18 protein-coding genes are annotated in these 19,710 nt (G+C 66.4%); 13 read left to right on the top strand and 5 right to left on the bottom strand.

Annotated features, from left to right (window positions below; translation table 11 throughout):
- The first annotated feature begins 12 nt into the window (after positions 1-12).
- The 3 genes from JQ507_29560 (at position 13) to JQ507_29550 (ending at position 3,652) form a co-directional block, all read left to right on the top strand.
- Complete coding sequence (locus JQ507_29560) at positions 13-840, top strand: ABC transporter ATP-binding protein (GenBank protein ID QRI68987.1); 828 nt, start codon at positions 13-15, stop codon at positions 838-840.
- On the top strand, positions 840-1,433 hold the full coding sequence (locus tag JQ507_29555; protein QRI73572.1) for an N-acetyltransferase: 594 nt from the start codon (positions 840-842) through the stop codon (positions 1,431-1,433). The genes JQ507_29560 and JQ507_29555 overlap by 1 nt, the downstream gene beginning before the upstream one ends.
- Positions 1,434-1,618: 185 nt before the next feature.
- Positions 1,619-3,652, top strand: a complete 2,034-nt coding sequence (locus JQ507_29550; GenBank protein QRI68986.1) for a DEAD/DEAH box helicase — start codon at positions 1,619-1,621, stop codon at positions 3,650-3,652.
- 299 nt (positions 3,653-3,951) lie between these two features.
- On the opposite strand, the gene JQ507_29545 is transcribed toward JQ507_29550, so the two are convergent.
- Positions 3,952-5,445 carry a GGDEF domain-containing protein gene (locus tag JQ507_29545; GenBank protein QRI68985.1) on the bottom strand — a complete coding sequence of 498 codons (1,494 nt, stop codon included), beginning with the start codon at positions 5,443-5,445 and terminating at the stop codon, positions 3,952-3,954.
- A gap of 116 nt (positions 5,446-5,561) precedes the next feature.
- On the opposite strand from JQ507_29545, the gene JQ507_29540 reads away from it, so the two are divergent.
- Positions 5,562-5,819: a hypothetical protein gene (locus JQ507_29540; GenBank protein QRI68984.1), complete on the top strand. Its 258-nt coding sequence runs from the start codon at positions 5,562-5,564 to the stop codon at positions 5,817-5,819.
- On the opposite strand, the gene JQ507_29535 is transcribed toward JQ507_29540, so the two are convergent.
- Complete coding sequence (locus JQ507_29535; protein QRI68983.1) at positions 5,816-8,692, bottom strand: EAL domain-containing protein; 2,877 nt, start codon at positions 8,690-8,692, stop codon at positions 5,816-5,818. The two genes, JQ507_29540 and JQ507_29535, sit on opposite strands and share 4 nt — an antisense overlap.
- Before the next feature lie 120 nt (positions 8,693-8,812).
- Entirely contained in the window at positions 8,813-9,811 is a 999-nt protein-coding gene (locus JQ507_29530) for an NAD(P)H-quinone oxidoreductase (protein QRI68982.1), read from the bottom strand.
- A 258-nt stretch (positions 9,812-10,069) separates the two neighbouring features.
- Here JQ507_29530 and JQ507_29525 point away from each other — a divergent pair, with 258 nt between their 5' ends.
- The gene (locus JQ507_29525; GenBank protein QRI68981.1) at positions 10,070-10,261 is read left to right on the top strand and encodes a DUF1192 domain-containing protein; all 192 of its coding nucleotides are present in this window, start codon (positions 10,070-10,072) and stop codon (positions 10,259-10,261) included.
- 488 nt (positions 10,262-10,749) lie between these two features.
- Complete coding sequence (locus JQ507_29520; protein QRI68980.1) at positions 10,750-11,262, top strand: DUF1465 family protein; 513 nt, start codon at positions 10,750-10,752, stop codon at positions 11,260-11,262.
- Here JQ507_29520 and JQ507_29515 read toward each other — a convergent pair.
- Positions 11,240-11,830, bottom strand: coding sequence for a hypothetical protein (locus tag JQ507_29515; GenBank protein ID QRI68979.1), 591 nt, complete (start codon positions 11,828-11,830; stop codon positions 11,240-11,242). The two genes, JQ507_29520 and JQ507_29515, sit on opposite strands and share 23 nt — an antisense overlap.
- Positions 11,831-11,953: 123 nt before the next feature.
- Between JQ507_29515 and JQ507_29510 the strand changes: the two genes are divergently transcribed.
- The 3 genes from JQ507_29510 to JQ507_29500 all read left to right on the top strand — a co-directional run bounded on the left by JQ507_29510 (position 11,954) and on the right by JQ507_29500 (position 13,977).
- Positions 11,954-12,580: an FMN-binding negative transcriptional regulator gene (locus JQ507_29510; GenBank protein ID QRI68978.1), complete on the top strand. Its 627-nt coding sequence runs from the start codon at positions 11,954-11,956 to the stop codon at positions 12,578-12,580.
- Positions 12,581-12,593: 13 nt separating this feature from the next.
- Positions 12,594-13,211: a LysE family translocator gene (locus tag JQ507_29505; GenBank protein ID QRI68977.1), complete on the top strand. Its 618-nt coding sequence runs from the start codon at positions 12,594-12,596 to the stop codon at positions 13,209-13,211.
- Between the two features lie 217 nt (positions 13,212-13,428).
- Positions 13,429-13,977 (top strand): hypothetical protein, encoded by a 549-nt coding sequence (locus tag JQ507_29500; GenBank protein ID QRI68976.1) that lies wholly within the window; start codon positions 13,429-13,431, stop codon positions 13,975-13,977.
- A gap of 239 nt (positions 13,978-14,216) precedes the next feature.
- Here JQ507_29500 and rpmE read toward each other — a convergent pair whose 3' ends face one another.
- Positions 14,217-14,444 (bottom strand): 50S ribosomal protein L31, encoded by a 228-nt coding sequence (gene rpmE / locus JQ507_29495; protein ID QRI68975.1) that lies wholly within the window; start codon positions 14,442-14,444, stop codon positions 14,217-14,219.
- A 195-nt stretch (positions 14,445-14,639) separates the two neighbouring features.
- Between rpmE and JQ507_29490 the strand changes: the two genes are divergently transcribed.
- The 4 genes from JQ507_29490 to JQ507_29475 all read left to right on the top strand — a co-directional run bounded on the left by JQ507_29490 (position 14,640) and on the right by JQ507_29475 (position 19,616).
- Positions 14,640-16,496, top strand: coding sequence for an ABC transporter ATP-binding protein/permease (locus JQ507_29490; protein QRI68974.1), 1,857 nt, complete (start codon positions 14,640-14,642; stop codon positions 16,494-16,496).
- 4 nt (positions 16,497-16,500) lie between these two features.
- Positions 16,501-17,040: a hypothetical protein gene (locus tag JQ507_29485; GenBank protein ID QRI73571.1), complete on the top strand. Its 540-nt coding sequence runs from the start codon at positions 16,501-16,503 to the stop codon at positions 17,038-17,040.
- Positions 17,041-17,194: 154 nt separating this feature from the next.
- On the top strand, positions 17,195-18,685 hold the full coding sequence (locus JQ507_29480; protein QRI68973.1) for an amidohydrolase family protein: 1,491 nt from the start codon (positions 17,195-17,197) through the stop codon (positions 18,683-18,685).
- 1 nt (position 18,686) lies between these two features.
- On the top strand, positions 18,687-19,616 hold the full coding sequence (locus tag JQ507_29475; protein QRI68972.1) for a GTP-binding protein: 930 nt from the start codon (positions 18,687-18,689) through the stop codon (positions 19,614-19,616).
- The last annotated feature ends 94 nt before the right edge of the window (positions 19,617-19,710 follow it).

Genomic DNA, 19,710 nt, shown 5'->3' with positions numbered 1-19,710 from the left:
GGGGAGACATCCATGAGCCGCATCGAACGCTTGCTGCCCCGCAGACATCTGACATCCGTGTCGCCGAACGCCACGCCCGCGCAGGGCAGCTCGTCGAACCTGGCCAATCCCGAGGAGGCGCCAGCCATCGCGGTCGAGGATCTCTGCAAACAGTACCGTACCCATTGGGCGGTCGACGACGTCAACTTCATCGTGCCCAAGGGCTGGACCGTCGGCCTGCTCGGCGGCAACGGCGCCGGCAAGACCACCACCATCGCCATGATCATGGGCCTCGTGATCCCAAGCTTCGGCCGCGCCATGGTGCTCGGCCACGACATGGCGACCGAGCGTCACAAGGTGCTCGGCCGGATGAATTTCGAAAGCCCCTATGTCGCGCTACCCGGACGGCTCACCGTGCGCCAGAACCTGACGGTGTTCGGGCGGCTTTACGGTGTCGCCAATCTCAAGGCCCGGATCGAGGAGCTGGTCGAGGACTTCGAGCTCGGCGACGTGCTCGACCGCGTCACCGGGCGGCTCTCGGCCGGCCAGAAGACCCGCGTCGCGGTGGCGAAGGCGCTGATCAACGATCCGGAGGTGCTGCTGCTCGACGAGCCGACGGCTTCGCTCGATCCCGACCGCGCCGAATGGGTGCGTAGCCGGCTGCGCGCCTATCAGAAGCGCCGCGGCGCCACCATCCTGTTGTCCTCGCACAACATGGCCGAGGTCGAGCAGCTCTGCGACTTCGTCGTGATCATGAGCCAGGGCCGCGTCGTCGCGATGGGGCGTCCGCAAGAGCTCGCCGAACGCTTCAAGTGCCGCGACCTCGACGAGGTCTTCATCTATCTGGCGAGGGTCGCGTGATGTTCTCATCTGGTTCTCCGAACGACAAACCGGTTGCGATCCGCAGGGAACGCCGTTCGGACGTGGCGGCGCGAGAGAGTCTGCTCGACGCCGCATTCGGTCCTGGCCGCTTCGCCAGGACCTCGGAGCGGCTGCGCGAGGGCCGCAAGCCTGCGCGCGGCCTCGCGTTTGTCGCGCGCCGTGGCGGCCGCCTGGTCGGCACCTTGCGGCTGTGGCCGGTCGTGACCGGAACCGGTCATGCCTGCCTGCTGCTCGGCCCGCTCGCGGTGTCGGAGGAGGTGAGGTGCCTCGGCATCGGCGCTGCGCTGATGCGGCAGGCGCTGCAGCGGGCCGATCTGCTCGGTCATCGCGCCGTCGTCCTGGTCGGTGACGCCGGCTATTACGCCCGCTTCGGCTTCTCGGCGGCGTCGACCGGTGCGCTCCGCATGCCCGGCCCCTACGAACGTGAGCGTCTGCTGGCCTGCGAGCTGGCGCCGGGCGCGCTGCGCGGCGCGGGCGGCCGGATTGCGCCAGCCAGCCCGCCACCATCGCGGCTGTCCGGATTGATGGACCGGATCGCCGGCGGCCGGGCCCCGATCGGGCAGCCGGCCTGATCCGGCATCTTTTCCGCAATAGAAGGCCTTTTCCGTCATGGGAGGGCCTTGGGGGCATGGCGATTTGGCCGGTCTTGGCGTAAAGCAGCGCCAAATCGTCATGCGGCCGTGCCGCCTGCCGGGTCGCAGCTTCAGGTCGTCCCGCTCGACGTTCTGCGCCCGGACCAATCAAGGTTTCCCATCTCGTGCCCTTTCCGACCACAAGTCCGCCGCTCGCCCGCGCCCTGGCTGAGCGCAACTACGAACAGCCGACCCCCGTCCAGCTCGCCGTGCTGGCCGACGACGCCGTCGGCCGCGACCTCCTGGTTTCGGCCCAGACCGGCTCGGGCAAGACCGTTGCCTATGGATTGGCCATGGCACGGGATCTGCTCGGCGACGCCGAGCGGTTCGAGCCGGCCGGCGCGCCACTGGCGCTGATCGTGGCGCCGACGCGCGAGCTCGCCTTGCAGGTCCAGCGCGAGCTCGCCTGGCTTTACGAACATGCCGATGGCCGCGTCGTGTCCTGCGTCGGCGGCATGGATCCGCGCCGCGAGCAGCGCGAGCTGGCTCAAGGCGCCCACATCGTGGTCGGGACGCCCGGCCGGTTGTGCGACCATTTGCGCCGCGGCCGTCTCGACATCTCCGGATTGCGCGTCGTCGTGCTCGACGAGGCCGACGAGATGCTCAATCTCGGTTTTCGCGAAGACATGGAATTCATCCTCGAAACCACGCCGGACACCCGGCGCACCCTGCTGTTCTCGGCGACGTTTCCGCGCGGCATCGTAGCACTTGCCAAGCAGTATCAGCAGCAGGCGTTCCGGATCGAGGTCGCGGGTGACGAGGGCGGCCATTCCGATATCGAGTACCGCGCCATCCGCGTCGCGGCCGACGATGTCGAGCACGCAGTCGTCAACGTGTTGCGCTTCCATGAGGCGCCGAGCGCGCTGGTGTTCTGCAACACGCGGGAAGCGGTCAGGCACTTGCAGGCGGCGCTGCTGGAGCGCGGCTTCTCGGTGGCCGCATTGTCGGGCGAAATGACCCAGAACGAGCGGACCCAGGCGTTGCAGGCGTTGCGCGACGGCCGCTCGCGGGTGTGCGTCGCGACCGACGTCGCGGCGCGCGGCATCGACCTGCCGAGCCTCGATCTCGTCATTCATGCCGACCTTCCGAAAGACCCGGAGGTCATGCAGCATCGCTCGGGCCGCACCGGCCGCGCCGGCCGCAAGGGCGTCAGCATCCTGCTGGTGCCGCCGGCACGGCGGCGCCGCGCCGAGCTTCTGCTGGACCTGGCCGGCATCGATATCGTCTGGGGCACCGCGCCGCAGGCCGACGAGATCCGCAAGCTCGACCATGAGCGCCTGTTGAAGGATGCGGTGTTTGCCGAGGAGGCGACATCGGACGATCTGGCCCTCGCGCAGGCCCTGCTCGCCGAACGGTCGCCCGAGGCGGTCGCCGCGGCGCTGGCCAGGCTCTATCGCGCACGGCTGCCTGCGCCCGAAGACATTCTCGATCCCGGCGAGGGGCGGGGCCGCGACCGGGGCGATCGCGCCTCGCGCCGCGAGGAGCGTGGCGCCGAGCCGCGCACGAAGACCGGCAAGTCTCCACGCCACGGCATGGAGGAGGCCACCGTCTGGTTCCGCGCCGCGATCGGGCGCCGCAAGAATGCCGAAGCCCGCTGGCTGCTGCCGATGATCTGCCGCCGCGGCGGCATCGACAAGCGCGACATCGGCGCCATCAAGATCATGGATACGACGACCGAATTCGAGATCGCCGCGCGGGTCGCGGATTCCTTCGCCGTCAAGATCAAGCGTCCGGACAAGGAAGACAGCATCCGCATCGAGCCGCTGGCGGACGCCCCGCAGGGGGAAGCGCGCGCGGAGAAGCCGGCGCGCAAGCCGAGGCTCGAGCCTTGGCGCGATCAAGACGACGGCGGGCACGGCGCGCCGCGCAGCGACGACGCAGCAAGGCGACGCGGCAAGCCGGATCGTGAGACCAGAGCGTTTTCGCGCGAAGCGGAGGGCAGATCGCGTGACGACAACGCCCCAAGGCGCGACTCCAGAGCCCCGTTCCGATCCGATCGGAACGAAAAGGGCGCCAGGCCGACATCCGGCGATGAGCCGAGGTTCGGCAAGAAAAAGAAGCATCGGGGCAAGCCCGGCCACGCCGGACCTGCGCAGTGGCCGGACGTGGCGGCGAAGCCGAAATTCGGCAAGAAGCCAAAGAAGAAGCGGCGGGGCTGAGCTGGCGGCTGACGCGGCGGAGCCGCCTTTTTTGCCTGCGGCGATGATGGCGGCAAGCCTCGAACGCAGCGCGCCGCGAGAGCCACGGGACCTGCCACATTCTCAGTGTCGTCCCGGCGAAGGCCGGGACCCATTACCCCGAATGCTCGTTGTTGCGTGACGCTGCGGCCACAATCCCATTCACAATCACATGCGGTGGTTATGGGTCCCGGCCTTCGCCGGGACGACGATGTGGAGGGATTGCGCGACGAACTCAATTGCGTATGCAGCCGGGCATCTTGCCGCGGCAAACTTCGTCCTCACGCCACCAGCGCGATCTTCGTCGTGGTGGCCACCACCGACTGGTTGCGGCCGTTGGCCTTGGCGGCGTAGAGCGCCTTGTCGGCGGCTTCGATCAGGTCGGCCCATTGCTGGCCTGCAAGCGGTCGCATGCTGGCAACGCCGATGCTCACCGTCGTGCTCAGCTCGCCCTCGCACCATTGCTGGACCTTGCCGCGGATGGTCTCGGCCAGGTTGAAGGCCTCGAGCGCGGTCATGTTGGGCAGCAGCACGGCGAATTCCTCGCCGCCGAAGCGCGCCGGGCAATCGCCGGCGCGGCGTACCGCATCCGAAATGCAGATCGCGATTCCGACCAGCACCTGGTCGCCGGCCTGATGGCCATAGGTGTCGTTGTACGCCTTGAAATGATCGGCATCGATCATCAACAGCGCGACCGGCTGGCCGTAGCGGCCGGCGCGGCGCCATTCGCGTTCGATCTCGGCATCGAACTTGCGCCGGTTCTTCAGGCCGGTAAGGGCGTCGGTGGTCGCCATTTCCTCGAGCCTGTCCTCGGCGTCGGCGCGGCGGACGATCTCGCGGGCGAGCACCAGCGTCGCGCTGAGCACGAACAGGATCAGGAACGCCATGATCGCGCCGATGCGAATGGCCTCGGTGCGCCAGAGGTTGAACACGGCCGCGAGCGGCTTGCCGACCACCACATAGAGCGGCCCGGAGCTGCCGCGCCGGACATAGAGCCGCGGCGTATTGTCGACCGGGCCCTTGCCCGAGAACGCGCCGCCGGCCTTCAACTTGTCGGCCTTCCAGTCCGGTTGCTCCGCGAGATTCTTGCCGATCACGTCGAGATCGAATGGCGTCCGCATGATGATGGTGCGGTCGTTGCGCAGCACGGTGATGGTGTCGCCGGGCACGAGGTTCAGCCGTCCGAACAGGTCGTGGAAATAGCTGAAGCGGATCGAGCCGACCACGACGCCGAGGAAGCGGCCGTCCTCGCCGACAATGCGCCGGCTCAGCACGATGGCGTAGGCGCCGCGATGCAGCATCGGCCGGCTGATATACAGCCCGGTGTCGGGATGGTCGCGATGGACGGTGAAATACTCCTCGTCGCTGCGGTTCTCCAACTGCGGATCCAGGCTCGCCGCGTCGATGGTCAGATCGCCTTTGCTGTCGAACACCTGGATAGCGCCGAAATGCTTCGCGGTCGCGGCGTGGTCGAACAGGATCAGCTGGCGCAGCTCCTTGCTGACATTGCGGATCTCCGGCATTTCCAGATTGCTGGCGACCGCGCGCAGCGACAGGTCGTAAAGCTCGATGTTGCGGCTGATGTCGGCCTCGATGCCCGACGCCAGATTCTCAAGGGTCCGGCGCGCCAGTTCTTCCTCGCCGCGGCGCATGTCGAACATCACGCCGGCGCAGACCGCGGAGAAGCCGAGGACGGTGGCAATCGACGCTGCGATCAGCAGCTTTGCCGATAGCCTCCAGCGCCGCCTAGCTTCGTTTCCCCGTCGAAATGGCATTTTCAGCTCCAATGCGCCGTCATGCATCGGGAAATCTTGTCGTCGCCTTAAATGGCGACAGCGGTCGCCGAATGGGTTAACGGATGGTTGCCGGAACCCTGAGCCTTGAGGATGACGTGAACGACTACGACGCGCTGCGGGATTATCTGAAGAAGCAGCATCTGCCGGAATTCGTGCTGACCTTCGACGAGATCGAGGCGATCATCGATGCGGCGCTGCCGCGCGCCGCGCACCGGGCGTCGTGGTGGGAAACCCTGCGCAGCCCGCAGGAGAAGATGCCGCAGCGCGAGGCCTGCATCGAGGCCGGCTACATCGCCACCCGCCAGGCCGACGGCAAGAGCGTCAAGTTCAAGCGCATGCCGAAGCCGCGTTAACTCGCGGCTTCCAGCCGTTCCTCGGTGAGCAGGCGCGTGGCGGCGTCGGCGTCCATCGGCTCGCCGAAGGCGAAGCCTTGCGCATATTCGCAGCCCAGCTGGTAGAGCTCGACGGCGTCCGAATCCGTCTCGGCGCCTTCGGCGACCACCTCCATGCCGAGATCGTGCGCCAGCGCGATGATCGATTTCAGGATCACCGGGCGAGTGCCGCGGCTGGTGGTGCGGACGAAGGACTGGTCGATCTTGATGGTATCGAACGGGAAGCGCTGCAGATAGGACAGCGAGGAGTGCCCGGTGCCGAAATCGTCGAGCGACAGCCCGGTGCCGAGCTCGCGAATCCGCGCCAGCATCTGGGCGGCGTGCTCCGGATTCTCCATGACCAGCGATTCGGTCAGTTCCAGCTTCAGCGTTCCGCGCGCGACCGTGGAGCGCGACAGCACGGTGCGGATATCGTGGATCAAATCGTGGCGCAGCAATTGCCGCGACGACACGTTGACTGAGGCGAAGATCGGCTCGCGCGCCCGCATCGCGCGCTGCCACACCGCGAGTTGGCGTGCGGTCTGGTCCATCACGAACATGCCGAGGTCGACGATCAGACCGGTCTCCTCGGCGACGTTGATGAATTCCGACGGCGACATCCGGCCGAGCTTGGGGTGGTCCCAGCGCGCCAGCGCCTCGAAGCCCGCGATCGCGCGATCCTCCAGCCGCACGATCGGCTGATACAGGATCGTGATCTCCTGCCGCTCGATGGCGCGGCGCAGGTCGCTCTCCAGCGTCAGGCGGTCGGTCTTCCGCGCCCGCATCGCCGGCTTGTAGACGTCGATGCGATCGCCGCCGATCCGCTTCGAATGATACATCGCAAGCTCGGCGTCCTTGATGATCTCGTCGGTCAGCGGCGCCGCCGGGTCGGACAGCGCAAGCCCGATCGAGGCGGTCAGGAAGATCTCGCGGTCGTTGAACGCGATCGGCGCGCGGATGGTCTTGCGGATGGTCTCGGCGAAATTGGTGATCCGCGCAGGGTCCTGCTCCGACAGCAGGATCAGGCCGAACTGATCGCCGGCCATCCGCGCCAGCGTATCCTGCGGCTTGAGGATGCGGGTCAGACGGCGCGCCAGCGTCAGCAGGATGGAATCGCCGACCGCGATGCCGACGGAATCGTTGACCTGCTTGAAGCGGTCGAGGTCGATCACCATCAGGGTCGGCCGCAGGTTCGGCATGGTCTTGGCGAGGTTCGCCACCGCGCCGAGGCGATCCATGAACAGCTTGCGGTTCGGCAGGCCGGTCAGATTGTCATGAACCGAGTCATGCAGCATCCGCTCTTCGGAGTTCTTGAACTCGGTGACGTCGGTGAGGGTGCCGACCACGCGCGAGACCTCGCCGTCGGAGCCGACCACCGGCCGCGCCTTCAGCGCGAACCACATGAAATGGCCGTCGGGCGTGCGCAGCCGGAAATCCTGCACCAGGCGGCCGCGGCGCTGGTCGAGCACGCTGTCGAGCGCGGCGCGGAAGCGGTCCTGGTCGAGCGGGTGCAGCACTTCGAGCCATTTCGCGGCCGGGCCTTCCAGCGTGCCGCGCTTGAGGCCGAGCAGGGCCTCGGTCTCGGGGCTGGTGAACACCTTGTCGGCGGACACGTCCCAGTCCCAGATCAGGTCGCCGGAGCCGGTCAGCGCCAGCGCGCGGCGCTCGACATCGGAGACGACACCGGTGGTGGCGCCACCGCCGGCGAAGGCGTGCTGCATCACCGTGAAGCCGATCAGCATCACGATCAGCACCAGGCCGCCGAGCAGCGCCGGACCGACGATGTCGTTGGTGACCGAACCCGCGACCGTCATGCCGGCCGCGACCACCCAGACCACCAGCAGGAACCAGGTCGGGATCAGCAGCACCGCACGGTCGAAGCCGTGGGTCGACAGATAGACGATCAGCGCGAAGCCGGCGAATGCGATCATGACAAGCGACATCCGCGCGATGCCGGAGGCGACCGCGGGATCGAACAGCGCCAGCGCCACCAGCGAGCCGAGGAAGACCAGCCAGCCGATCGTGATGTGCGAATAGCGGACATGCCAGCGGCTGAGATTGAGATACGCGAACAGGAACACCAGCAGCGTCGCCGCGAGGATCGCCTCGCCCGCCGCGCGCCAGACGCGCTCGGCGTTGTTCGACATGTCGAGCACCTTGCCCCAGAAGCCGAAGTCGACGCCGATATAGACCAGCACCGCCCAGGCCAGCGCCGCGGCGGCCGGGAACATGATGCTGCCCTTGACCACAAACAAGATCGTGAGCACGAGCGCGAGCAGGCCGGAGATGCCGATCACGATGCCCTGGTACAGCGTGAACGAGTTGACCTTGTCCTTGTAGGCGTCGGGTTCCCACAGGTAGAGCTGCGGCAGCTTGTCGGTGCGCAGCTCCGCGACATAGGTCACGACCGCGCCGGGATCGAGCGTGATGCGGAACACGTCGGCGGTCGGGCTCTCCTGCCGCTCCGGACGGTCGCCGACCGACGGCGTGATGGTGGCGATGCGCGACAGGCCGAGGTCGGGCCACAACAGGCCTGACGACACGATGCGGTAATGCGGCGCGACGATCAGGCGGTCGAGCTGGTCGTCGGTGTTGTTGGCGAGCGCGAACACCACCCAGTTCTGGCCGCCCTCGCGGGCGCGAACTTCGATGCGGCGCACGATGCCGTCGGTTCCCGGTGCGGTGGAGACCTGGATGCGGTCGGTTTCACTGCGCTGATGGTCGAGCACCGCGGTGAGGTCGATCGCCGGCGCATCGCTGCGCACGCTGACCGCGTCGATCGCATACGCGGCAGGCGCAGCGGCAAACATCATGAGGCCCAGCGCCAGCAGCGCAAGGCACCTGATCAGACGCAATGTCAGTACTCCGCGATCGACAAACTGCCCGGGCCCGGCGACCGGCCCGGAGGTGGCGCGATAAATGACACGAAAGCGAAGGGAATCAAAGGGTTTCCGCCTCTGCTCCAGTCGCGAGAGTTAAACCGCCAACACAATTTTGCCAATATGTTCGCTGGTCTCCATGCGCCGGTGCGCGTCGGCGGCCTTTTCCAGCGGGAATGTGCTGTCCATCAACGGTTTGACGCGGCCTTCGCGCAGCAGCGGCAGCACCTTTGCCTCGATCGCCGCGACCATCGCCGCCTTGTCCGCATTACTACGGGGGCGCAGGGTCGACCCGGTGTGGTGCAGCCGCTTGACCATCAGCTTGGCGAAATTGGCCGTTGCCTTCGGTGTTCCCGACAGGAACGCGATCTGGACGATGCGGCCCTCGACCGCGGCGGCGTCGTAGTTCCGGTCGATATAGTCGCCGCCGACCATGTCGAGGATGACGTTGGCGCCGGCGCCGTCGGTCGCCTTCTTCACCGCCTCGACGAAATCTTCGGTCTTGTAGTTGACCGCATGATCGGCGCCGAGCTTGAGGCAGGCGTCGGCCTTGTCCTGCGAGCCGACGGTGACGATCACCTTGGCGCCGAACGCCTTGGCGAGCTGGATCGCCATCGTGCCGATGCCCGACGAGCCGCCGTGAATCAGCAGCGTCTCGCCGGCCTTGAGCGCGCCGCGCTCGAACACATTGTGCCACACCGTCATCAGCGTTTCAGGAATCGCACCGGCTTCCTGCATCGTGAGCTGCGGCGGCACGGTCATCGCCTGCGCGTCCTGCGCGATGCAATATTGCGCGTAGCCGCCGCCGGCGACCAGCGACATCACCTTGTCGCCGATCTTGTGCTTGGCGCCTTCGCCGAGCGCCACCACTTCGCCCGCGATCTCGAGGCCGGGCAGGTCGCTGGCGCCGGGCGGCGGCGGATAGGAGCCGGAGCGCTGCGCGACGTCGGGACGATTGACGCCGGCGGCCGCGACCTTGACCAGGATCTCGCCGGCCTTCGGCACCGGCAGCGCGCGGGTCTCCGGCACCAGCACCTCCGGGCCACCGGGCTTGCTGATGGCAACGACGGTCATTTGCGCGGGCAGGTTGGTCATGGCTGGTCCCTGGTCGGAGAAGAGGATTGGCGGATGGCATACCGCCTTTTGCAACGAAGCGAAACGCCGTTAGGCCCCGAACCCGGTTCTCTGACAGCCGGCTTTCCGGGAGCGCTTTTGTCAGCGAGCAGTCCGCGCTCGCAGCGGCGTGCCATGCCGCGTCGGCGGCCGGGGCATTCGCGCCGGCTGTTGCGCGCACACGAAAGTCACTGCAAAATTCTCCGCACAGGGAGCCAGATCACATCGCGGGGAGGACACATGCCGATTGAGGATGAGGACCGGCCGCGGAAGAAGATCAGCCACGAGATCGGACAGGATCTCTCGCTGCTGTCGGTCGAAGAATTGACCGAACGCATCGCGCTGCTCATGACCGAAGTCGATCGCTTGAAAGAGGCGATGACCAAGAAGCGCGCCTCGAAGGATGCCGCGAACGCGTTCTTCAAGTCGTAGCTTCCGACCTCACATCGCGTCGTCCCGGACAAGCGAGCAAAGCGAGCGCGATCCAGGACTCATAACCACAGCTGTCTCTAGTCGCGCAGGGCTGGCCGCAGCCGCGCGCAACGCGGGCATTGGTGGTTATGGGTCCCGGCCTTCGCCGGGACGACTCGTTGGGGGCCTGTCTCAAACTAGGTCAATGGCCGACATGGCAAACAAAGCCTGAAGAAAACCGTTCATTTACGATCGGTTAAGCTTTCTCGATTATGACTGCATTGTCCTCGTTTGGACACCGAGTGGCTCCTGTCCACTCTGTTTGACGCCTCCCTGTTATCAACTTCAAAAGCCGCCGGAAACGGCGGCTCTTTTTTGTTGCGTCCACGGCTGGAAACCATAAATCCGGTTGCGGCTGGACTCTTCGGCGCGCCCGCGCAATGATTTGTTCATCATAAGCTGGCGCGCGAGATGCCGGCGGGCGTTACGATGGTGTGAGGGCGTTAACCATGGCCGATCGTTCCCAGAACGAAGCCGGGCTTGTGCTGTTCAGTGAACGGCTGACCAATTCTGCGGCATTCGGCGTGCTGTTCCGGGAAGGCATGGACCTGGTCGAGCAGACCGCGGCCTATCTCGACGGCGACGGCCGAGCCGAGGCCAAGGCGCTGGAACGGTCCGTGAGCCTGACCTATGCCACCGAAAGCATGCGCCTGACCACGCGGCTGATGCAGCTCGCGTCCTGGCTGCTGCTGCATCGCGCAGTCAAGGAAGGCGAGATGACGCTGACCCAGGCCAATCGCGAGAAGACCAAGGTCAAGCTGTCGGCCGCCGATCCCGGCCCGGCCGACATGGTCACCAAGCTGCCCGAGCAATTGCAGCAGCTGATCGCCCGCTCGATGGACCTGCAGGCGCGCGTCCGCCGCCTCGACACCACGATCCACGCGCCGGCGCCCGATCGCTCGTCGATCGGCAACCCGCTGGTGCCGCAGCTCAACCGCCTCAAGGCGGCGTTCGAGCAGTAGGATCAGCGAGAGGGATCGTTACCGGGGCGGGCGCGATCGGCACGATGCCGTGCGTCAGGAACATCGCTTCGAGGCTGTCCCGGTCGGACAGCACGGTGCGATAAATCCACTGGTAATAGTGCTTGCGGCCGACGATCTCCATCACGCGCTCGCGTCCGATAACCTGTGACGCCGCTTCGATCTCCAGCCAGTTCACCAGCAGGTGCAAGTACGTTGAGTATTCATCGTTCGCGCCGTCCGGAAATCCGACCGGCGCTTCCGGGTAGCGCTGCTTCAGCGCGGTGATCACTGGCGCGCCTTCGCTCGCACAGTCCAATCTCACCAGATACCAATGCATTTGCTCATGCAGGTATTCGCAGAGGATCGCCTCGGGATCGTGCGAGGCGGTGTTGAGCGTTAGCACCGGGTGACTGTGGGGTATCTCCGTCGGAGCAACCCGGAGGTGGTTGGTGTATTCGAAGCGGCGGAGATCGTGCTGGTCCCTGAGCCGCTTCATGCATTCGATGACCTTCTCGGCTCTCGCCTGTGCCATCGACAGATCGATCGAGTACCGAAAATCATCGGTCATGGCACATGCCCCGAGCTGCTGAGAGTTGCCGCTTCTATCGCAGGTCGTGAAAGTGGCTCTTATCATAGGCCACTTCTGCGCTATTGTGCGAGCAGCAATCGATGAGGTCGAAGAGGTCTGTCCATGTACCTGCCGCTGCATTTCAAGATGGAAGAGCTCGGCCCGATCCACGCCGCGATGCGGGCCTCACGGCTCGCGACGCTGGTCACCGCGACCGCGGACGGCCTGATTGGTACGCCGCTGCCGCTGATCCTCAGTGAAGACGAGGGCGATTACGGCACGCTCTACGGTCACGTCGCACGGCCCAATCCGCAGTGGAAGCTGCCCGCTGTCGGCGAGGCGATGGCGATCTTCATGGGGCCCGACGCCTATGTGACGCCGTCCTGGTATGTGACCAAGGCCGAGCACGGCAAGGTGGTGCCGACCTGGAATTACGTCGCCGTGCACGCCTATGGGGTGGCCGAGTTCTTCGAGGATGCCGACCGTCTGCTCGACGTCGTCACCCGGTTGACCAGGCTGCACGAGAGTTCGCGCAAGGAAGCCTGGCAGGTCAGCGATGCGCCCGATGATTTCATCAAGGCGCAGCTGCGCGGCATCGTCGGCTTCCGGATGCCGATCAGCCGGATCGACGCCAAGAAGAAGATGAGCCAGAACCGCAAGCTCGAGGATCGCGCCGGCGTCATCGCGGGGCTCGGCGAAAGCGACAATCCTCATGACCGTGAGGTCGCGGCGCTGATTCCGGCGAACTGAGATAAAGCACACGATGGAATTGTACCTTGCCTTCGCGATCACGACCGCGACCTTCGCGCTGATCCCGGGGCCGGCCATGCTGTACGCCGCCGCCCGCACGCTCGCGGGCGGCCGGCGCGCGGGGCTGATGGCCTCGCTCGGCCTGCATCTCGGCGGCTATGTCCATGTCATCGCCGCGGCTGCCGGCCTTGCACTGCTGTTTCACGCGGTGCCGCCGCTATTCACCGCGATGAAGCTCGCCGGCTCGGCCTATCTGGTCTGGCTCGGCCTGTCGCTGTTCCGTGATCGTAACACGACGAGGCGCCCCGAGCTGGCGCCGCTCTCCGCGGAGCGCGCCTTCGCGCAAAGCATCGTCGTCGAGGTGCTCAATCCGAAAACCGCGATCTTCTTCCTGGCGTTCCTGCCGCAGTTCGTCGACGCGACGGCAAGCTTGCCGGTCTGGGCCCAGCTGCTCCTGCTCGGTACGACGGTCAACCTGACCTTCTCAGCGGTCGATATCGTCTGCGTGTTCTTTGCCAGCGCCGTGATGTCGAAGCTGCAACGCTCGCGCACCTCGCAGCGGATCATGCAGCGGATCGGCGGCAGCATCCTGGTCGCGCTCGGCGCACGGCTGGCGTTCGGGGATCGTTAGGCGCAGGCGTTGTCGATCAATGGCAAGGAGGGCGACAACGGCTTCGCCGGCCTGCGCTACGAGCTGCTTCCGTGGATCCAGGGCGGGTCTTCATCAATCTCGGAAACGGCTGGTAATCGGCGGAAAGATCCTCAACCCTCGGTAGCGCAATCCGGGATGTATGGTACCGTGCGCTTCTCGGGACGGCTGTTCCGTCCCGCATTTGGGAGGGCATGTCATGAGATTGTCGTCACGCTTTGTCGCGCCTTCAGCTGCCGCTGTCTTGTCGAGCGTCGTGCTGTGCGGCCCGGCGGCGTCACAAACCGATTCCGCCAAGCCGCTTCCTTCCATCACGGTCGAAGCGCCGAAGCCGGCGGTACGGCCAAATCGGCCGACGCAGGCGGCGACCGCAGGGGCATCGCACCGGAGATCGAGAACCGCTCAGACGTCGTCATCGTCAGCGCGCGCGCCGTCGCCGGATTCCGTGATGGGCAGGATTGCCGCGCTGGAGAAGGTCGCCAGCAATTGCAATGGTGGTTGCGAGTCGAGCATGCCGCACGGCAAGGACCCCTGGGTGGGGTGCAGCGAGTCGGGTGGCGGACAAACCTATGGACCGTTCTCGGCAACATGCCGCGACAATCTGACCTACAAATCCTATGTGGATTGCGTCGAGACCAAGTGGTTCCTGGGCGAGTATCGCAATCGGGCCTGGTGGCTTTGCAGCAGTCTGCAGGCCGCTGGGAAGTTCAAGGTCGCCGAGCTCAAGCGACCAAAACGTCCGCGCTAGGTCGGACCTGCCGCAGGTTGTCTGTTCCGGTTGAACGCAAGCCCTGCGTCTCTGGACGTCGCGAGCGTGCCACACACTCCCTATCGTCCCGGCGAAGGCCATGCTTTCGCAGGGACGACGATGGTGGGCACAAGCGCGTCGCATATTCTCTGCCGACCGACGGCCGCCCCCCAAAACAAAAACGCCTCCGAAACGAAGGCGTTTTGCATTCGACAGTGAAGGCAATCTCGAAGCGGACTTTAGTCCTTCTTGAGGAACCCCGAAAACTTCTTCTGGAAGCGCGAGACGCGGCCGCCGCGGTCCATCAGCTGCTGGGTGCCGCCGGTCCAGGCCGGATGCGACTTGGGATCGATGTCGAGGTTCAGCGTGTCGCCTTCCTTGCCCCAGGTGGAGCGGGTCAGGTACTCGGTGCCGTCGGTCATGACGACCTTAATCGTATGATAATTCGGATGAATATCGGCTTTCATGACAGTTCCTTCGGCGCGCCGGCGCCCGTCTCAAGATGTCTGGGATACGGGATTTGGGCGGCTCTATAACCCATGGAGACCCCCAAAACAAGCCAAGAAAGGGCTTAAGCCCATCACCGCATTGGGACTTTACCGGATTTGCCAGCCGGGGGTCGGCGGGCCTATGTGGGGGGCGATAGAACCGGTCTAAGAATAATGAGTGCAGCCGAACAGCTTGAGACCCCTCGAGGCGCCCCCGAGCCTCCGCGCGACGCGCTGCTCGATGAGGAAGCCTTGATCGAGAGCCAGATCGCGGAGCCGGCGAAGAGCCGTGCGCGTTTGCGCCCCCTGCTTGCGCTCGCACCCTATGTGGCGCGCTACAAGGGGCGGGCGATCCTGGCGCTGATCTCGCTGACGATTGCGGCGATCACCACGCTGGTCGTGCCGGTCGCGGTGCGGCGGATGATCGACCTCGGCTTCACGCCCGAAGGCATCGCGATGATCAACAGCTATTTCAGCGTGATGATCGCGGTGGTCGCGGTGCTCGCCTGCGCCAGCGCCTCGCGCTACTATCTCGTGATGACGATCGGCGAGCGCATCGTCGCCGATCTCCGGCGCGACGTGTTCGCGCATCTGATCTCGCTGTCGCCCTCGTTCTTCGATTCGGCCCGCTCGGGCGAACTGGTGTCGCGACTCACCGCCGATACCACGCAGATCAAGTCCGCGGTCGGCGCCTCGGTCTCGATCGCGCTGCGCAATGTGATGCTGTTCTTCGGCGCCGCCGCGATGATGGTGATCACGAGCCCAAGGTTGTCTGGCTTCGTGCTGCTCGCGATCCCGATCATCGTGATTCCGCTGGTCGCGTTCGGCCGCTGGGTGCGGCGGCTGTCGCGCAACGCCCAGGACACGCTGGCCGATGCCAGCGCTTACGCGTCCGAGCTGGTCAACGCGATCCGCACCGTGCAGGCCTATACCGGCGAGCGGCTCGCCCGGACGCGCTTCAGCCGCGAGGTCGAGCAGGCCTATGAGGCCGCGCGCAGCTCGACCAAGGCGCGCGCGGTGCTGACCCTGATCGTCATCTTCATCGTGTTCGCCAGCGTCGTCGTGATCCTGTGGGTCGGCTCGCACGACGTGCTGGTCGGCACCATCAGTCCGGGCCGGCTCGGCCAGTTCATTCTCTATACGGCCTTCGCGGCCAGCGGCCTCGGCCAGCTCAGCGAGGTCTGGGGCGAGGTCTCGGCCGCGTCGGGCGCCGCCGAACGGCTGTTCGAGATCCTGCGCGTCAGGCCGCAGATCGCAGCGCCTCCCTCGCCGCGCGCGCTGCCGCAGCCGGCGCGCGGCGATGTCGGCTTCGATAATGTCAGCTTCGCCTATCCGACCCGGCCCCATGCGCTGGCGGTCGACGGCGTGTCGCTCTCGGTCCGATCAGGCGAGAAGGTCGCGATCGTCGGCCCCTCCGGCGCCGGCAAGAGCACGCTGTTCCATCTGCTGCTGCGCTTCTACGATCCGAAATCGGGCACCATCTCGCTCGACGGCGTGCCGATCCGGCAGGCCGATCCGGCCGAGGTGCGGGCGCGGATCGCGCTGGTGCCGCAGGATTCCGTGGTGTTCGCCGCGAGCGCTCGCGAGAACATCCGGTTCGGCCGCCCCGATGCCACCGATGCCGAGGTCGAGCGCGCCGCCGAGCTCGCGCATGCCACCGAATTCCTGCGCCGCCTGCCTGATGGCTTCGACGCCCAGCTCGGCGAGCGCGGGGTGACGCTGTCCGGTGGCCAGCGCCAGCGCATCGCGATCGCGCGCGCGATCCTGCGCGATGCGCCGCTGCTGCTGCTCGACGAGGCGACCTCGGCGCTCGACGCCGAGAGCGAGACGCTGGTGCAGACCGCGCTGGAGGAACTGATGCGCCACCGCACCACGCTGGTCATCGCGCATCGGCTGGCGACCGTGCTGTCCTGCGACCGCATCCTTGTCATGGACCAGGGCAGGATCGTCGAGCAGGGCACGCACGCCGAGCTGGTCGCCGTGGGCGGCCTCTATGCGCGGCTGGCGCGCTTGCAGTTCGAGGGCATCTGAGCGGATCGGACTCCGCGCGCTCCGTCTATGCGATTCCTATGCGATCGCCGGCGCGCTCCCCTCGAAAACCTATTGTCGCGCAAGGATAGTCGCGCCGCGCCGGACCTCCCTCGACAACCGAGGCAGCTCAGTCGCGCGGGGTGTTCGACTGATGCGCGAGATGGTGAGCGAACCGGAGAGCAGGCTGCTTTGTGCCTGGCAGCTTGCGGTGCTGCGCTTTGCCGTGACGCTCGATGACGACGATCGGATCCACGCGCTCGGCGTCGCCGGCGAGGTCGACCGGCTCGGCGGTGCGGCCGATGATGCCTTCCACTTCTTCCGCAGGACGACCGCGGAGCTGTGCGCGGCGATCTCGGGCCGGGGAGTGGATCGGGCCGCCGTGATTCGGCGATTCCTGGCGCAGATCGACAATGTCAGGCTCAAGCGTGCGTTCGAGGCGGCGATCGCCAAGGAGAGCACGCCGCCGAAACTGCTGGCGGGCCGCATCAAGCCGGGCAACGATCTCTGGCGAGGGTTGCCGTCGCGGCGTGCAACCGGAACGTAGGCAGCGGCTCCCCTGCAATCGCCGTCACGGCGCGGCGGATATTCCGCCAGAGCATGTCGCCACAACCCTGGCCCGGTTGCTGTGATGCGTGTGATGCGCTTCTCTGTGCCCGAAATGAGACCGGTCGGTTTCGGGCAATGCGGGGAGTGGCGAGATGGGTGGTTTGGTGATCAGCGGCGGCCGGGTGGTGGATCCGGCCAGCGGGATGGACGCGATCGGTGACGTCGCCGTGGTCGACGGCAAGATCGCTGCTGTCGGCACCGGCCTTGGCGGCGCCGAGCGCCAGATCGACGCGACCGGCCTCGTAGTCGCGCCGGGCTTCATCGACCTGCACGCGCATGGCCAGACCATTCCGGCCGATCGCATGCAGGCGTTCGACGGGGTGACGACATCGCTCGACCTCGAGGCCGGCGTGCTGCCGGTGGCATCCTGGTACAAGCGCCAGGCCGAGAAGGGGCGGGTGCTGAATTACGGCGCCGCGACCAACTGGGCCTTCGCACGGATCGGCGCGATGACCGGCTCCAATTCGGAAAGCTCGCTGGAATCGTTCGGCGCGGCGATGCGCGATCGCCGCTGGATCGAGAACGTGGCGACCGACGGCGAGGTCGCCGGCATCCTCGAGCGTCTCGCCAACGGCCTGAACGAGGGCGGCATCGGCATCGGCATTCTCAACGCCTATGCCCCCGGCGCCGGCGTGCAGGAATTGACCGCGGTGTGCCAGCTCGCCGCCGATCACGCGGTGCCGACCTTCACCCACGTCGCCTACATGTCGCGGATCGATCCCGAGAGCGCGGCCGAAGCCTATATCCGCCTGATCGGCTATGCCGGCGCCACCGGCGCGCATATGCACATCTGCCACTTCAACTCGTCGAGCAAGACCGACATCGAGCGCTGCGTCGCGCTGATCGCGAAAGCGCAGGCGCAGGGCCTGCCGATCACGGTGGAGGCTTATCCTTATGGCACCGGCTCGACCGTGCTGGCGGCGACCTTCTTCAGCGATCCCAAATTCGAGGAGCGCAACGGCCTCGGCTATGATTCGGTGCAGCGCGTCACCGACGGGCATCGCTTCGGCAGCCGCGAGGAGTTGCTGGCGGCCCAGGCCGCTGAGCCCTCCACGCTGGTGCTGTGGCATGTGCTCGACATCGAGAACAACGCGCATCATCGCGATCTGCTCGACATGGCGGTGTTGTATCCGGGCGGTGCGATCGCCTCCGACGCGATGCCGTGGACGCTGTCGGACGGCCGCCCCTACACCGGCGACGCCTGGCCGCTGCCGGACGATGCCACCTCACATCCGCGCTCGGCGGGCTGCTTCACCCGCTTCATCCGCGAATGGGTGCGCGAGCGCAAGAAGGTGTCGCTGCTCGAGGGCATCCGCAAATGCGCGCTGATTCCGGCCGAGATCCTGTCGGCGAGCACGCCGGCGATGCGCGCCAAGGGCAGGCTGCAGGCGGGCGCCGACGCCGACATCGTCGCGTTCGACTATGAGACGCTAAGCGACCGTGCGACCTTCTCGGCGATGAACCGTCCGGCGGAAGGTGTGCGGCACCTCGTGGTCAGCGGCCAGCCGCTGATCAATGACGGCGTGCTCGATGTCGCGGCGCGGCCCGGCCGGCCGGTGCGCCGGCCGGTCACCGGGGGCTGACGTGCCGGTCCCGATCCTGCTGGTCGCGGGCTTCCTCGGGGTCGGCAAGACCACGGTCGTCAACCATCTGCTGGCCCATGCGCAAGGCAAGCGCATCGCCGCCGTTGTGAACGATTTCGGCGCGATCAACATCGACGCGGAGTTGATCGCCGGCGCCAGTGATGGCGTGGTCAGCCTGAGCAACGGCTGCATCTGCTGCACGCTGGAGGGCGACCTGCTGCGCACGCTCGCAACCCTGCTGCGGCGTGATCCGCGTCCGGAGTTCATCGTGATCGAGACCAGCGGGATCGCTGATCCCGCCGACATCGTGCGCAATCTGATGGATCCGGTGATCTGGAGGGAGGCGCCGCTGGAGACGGTGCTCTGCGTGGTCGATGCGACGCAACCGGTGACAGCGCTGGATGATGCACTGCTGCGCTCGCAGCTGCGGGCGGCGGATGTGGTGGCGTTGAGCAAGGTGGATCTCGCCGATGCCGCCGCCTGCGCCACGATTCGCGCCGCCGTGCGGACGGTGCGTCCGGCGGCCGTGGTGGTCGATACCCTGCATGGCGAGGTGCCGGCCGCGCTGCTGTTTCCGGCTGATCTCGATCATGTGCCGGCGCCGCGCGAGCCCGCGCCGCGACGGCCGGCGACCGATCGCTTCGAGACGCTGAGTTGGACCTCGGAGCGGCCGGTGCTTCTGCCGCGCCTGCAGCAGGCGATCGGCAAACTGGCGCCGAAGCTGGCGCGGGCGAAGGGATTGTTCGAGACGGTGGAGCAGCCCGGACGGCTGACGGTATTTCAACTCGCCGGCGGCCGCGCGAAGCTGGCTGCAGGCGGTGTCCCGGCGCCCGGTGTACCGCGCACGCGGCTAGTGTTCATCGCCGAGATGGGAGCGCTCTCGCGTGCCGAGATCGATGAGATCATGCAGGGATGCGTCGAAGCAGGATGACGGGACAATAAGCCTCCGCGTCAGCAAACGGCTGTGTCATCGCCGCAGCACAATCGCGCAAAGCATGCGTGCGACAATCGCATCGAATTGACAG

It is taken from the genome of Bradyrhizobium sp. PSBB068 (assembly GCA_016839165.1).
Taxonomy (GTDB): Bacteria; Pseudomonadota; Alphaproteobacteria; order Rhizobiales; family Xanthobacteraceae; genus Bradyrhizobium.
The sequence above is the reverse complement of the archived record's forward strand: the minus strand, read 5'-3'. Positions and strand labels throughout refer to the sequence as shown.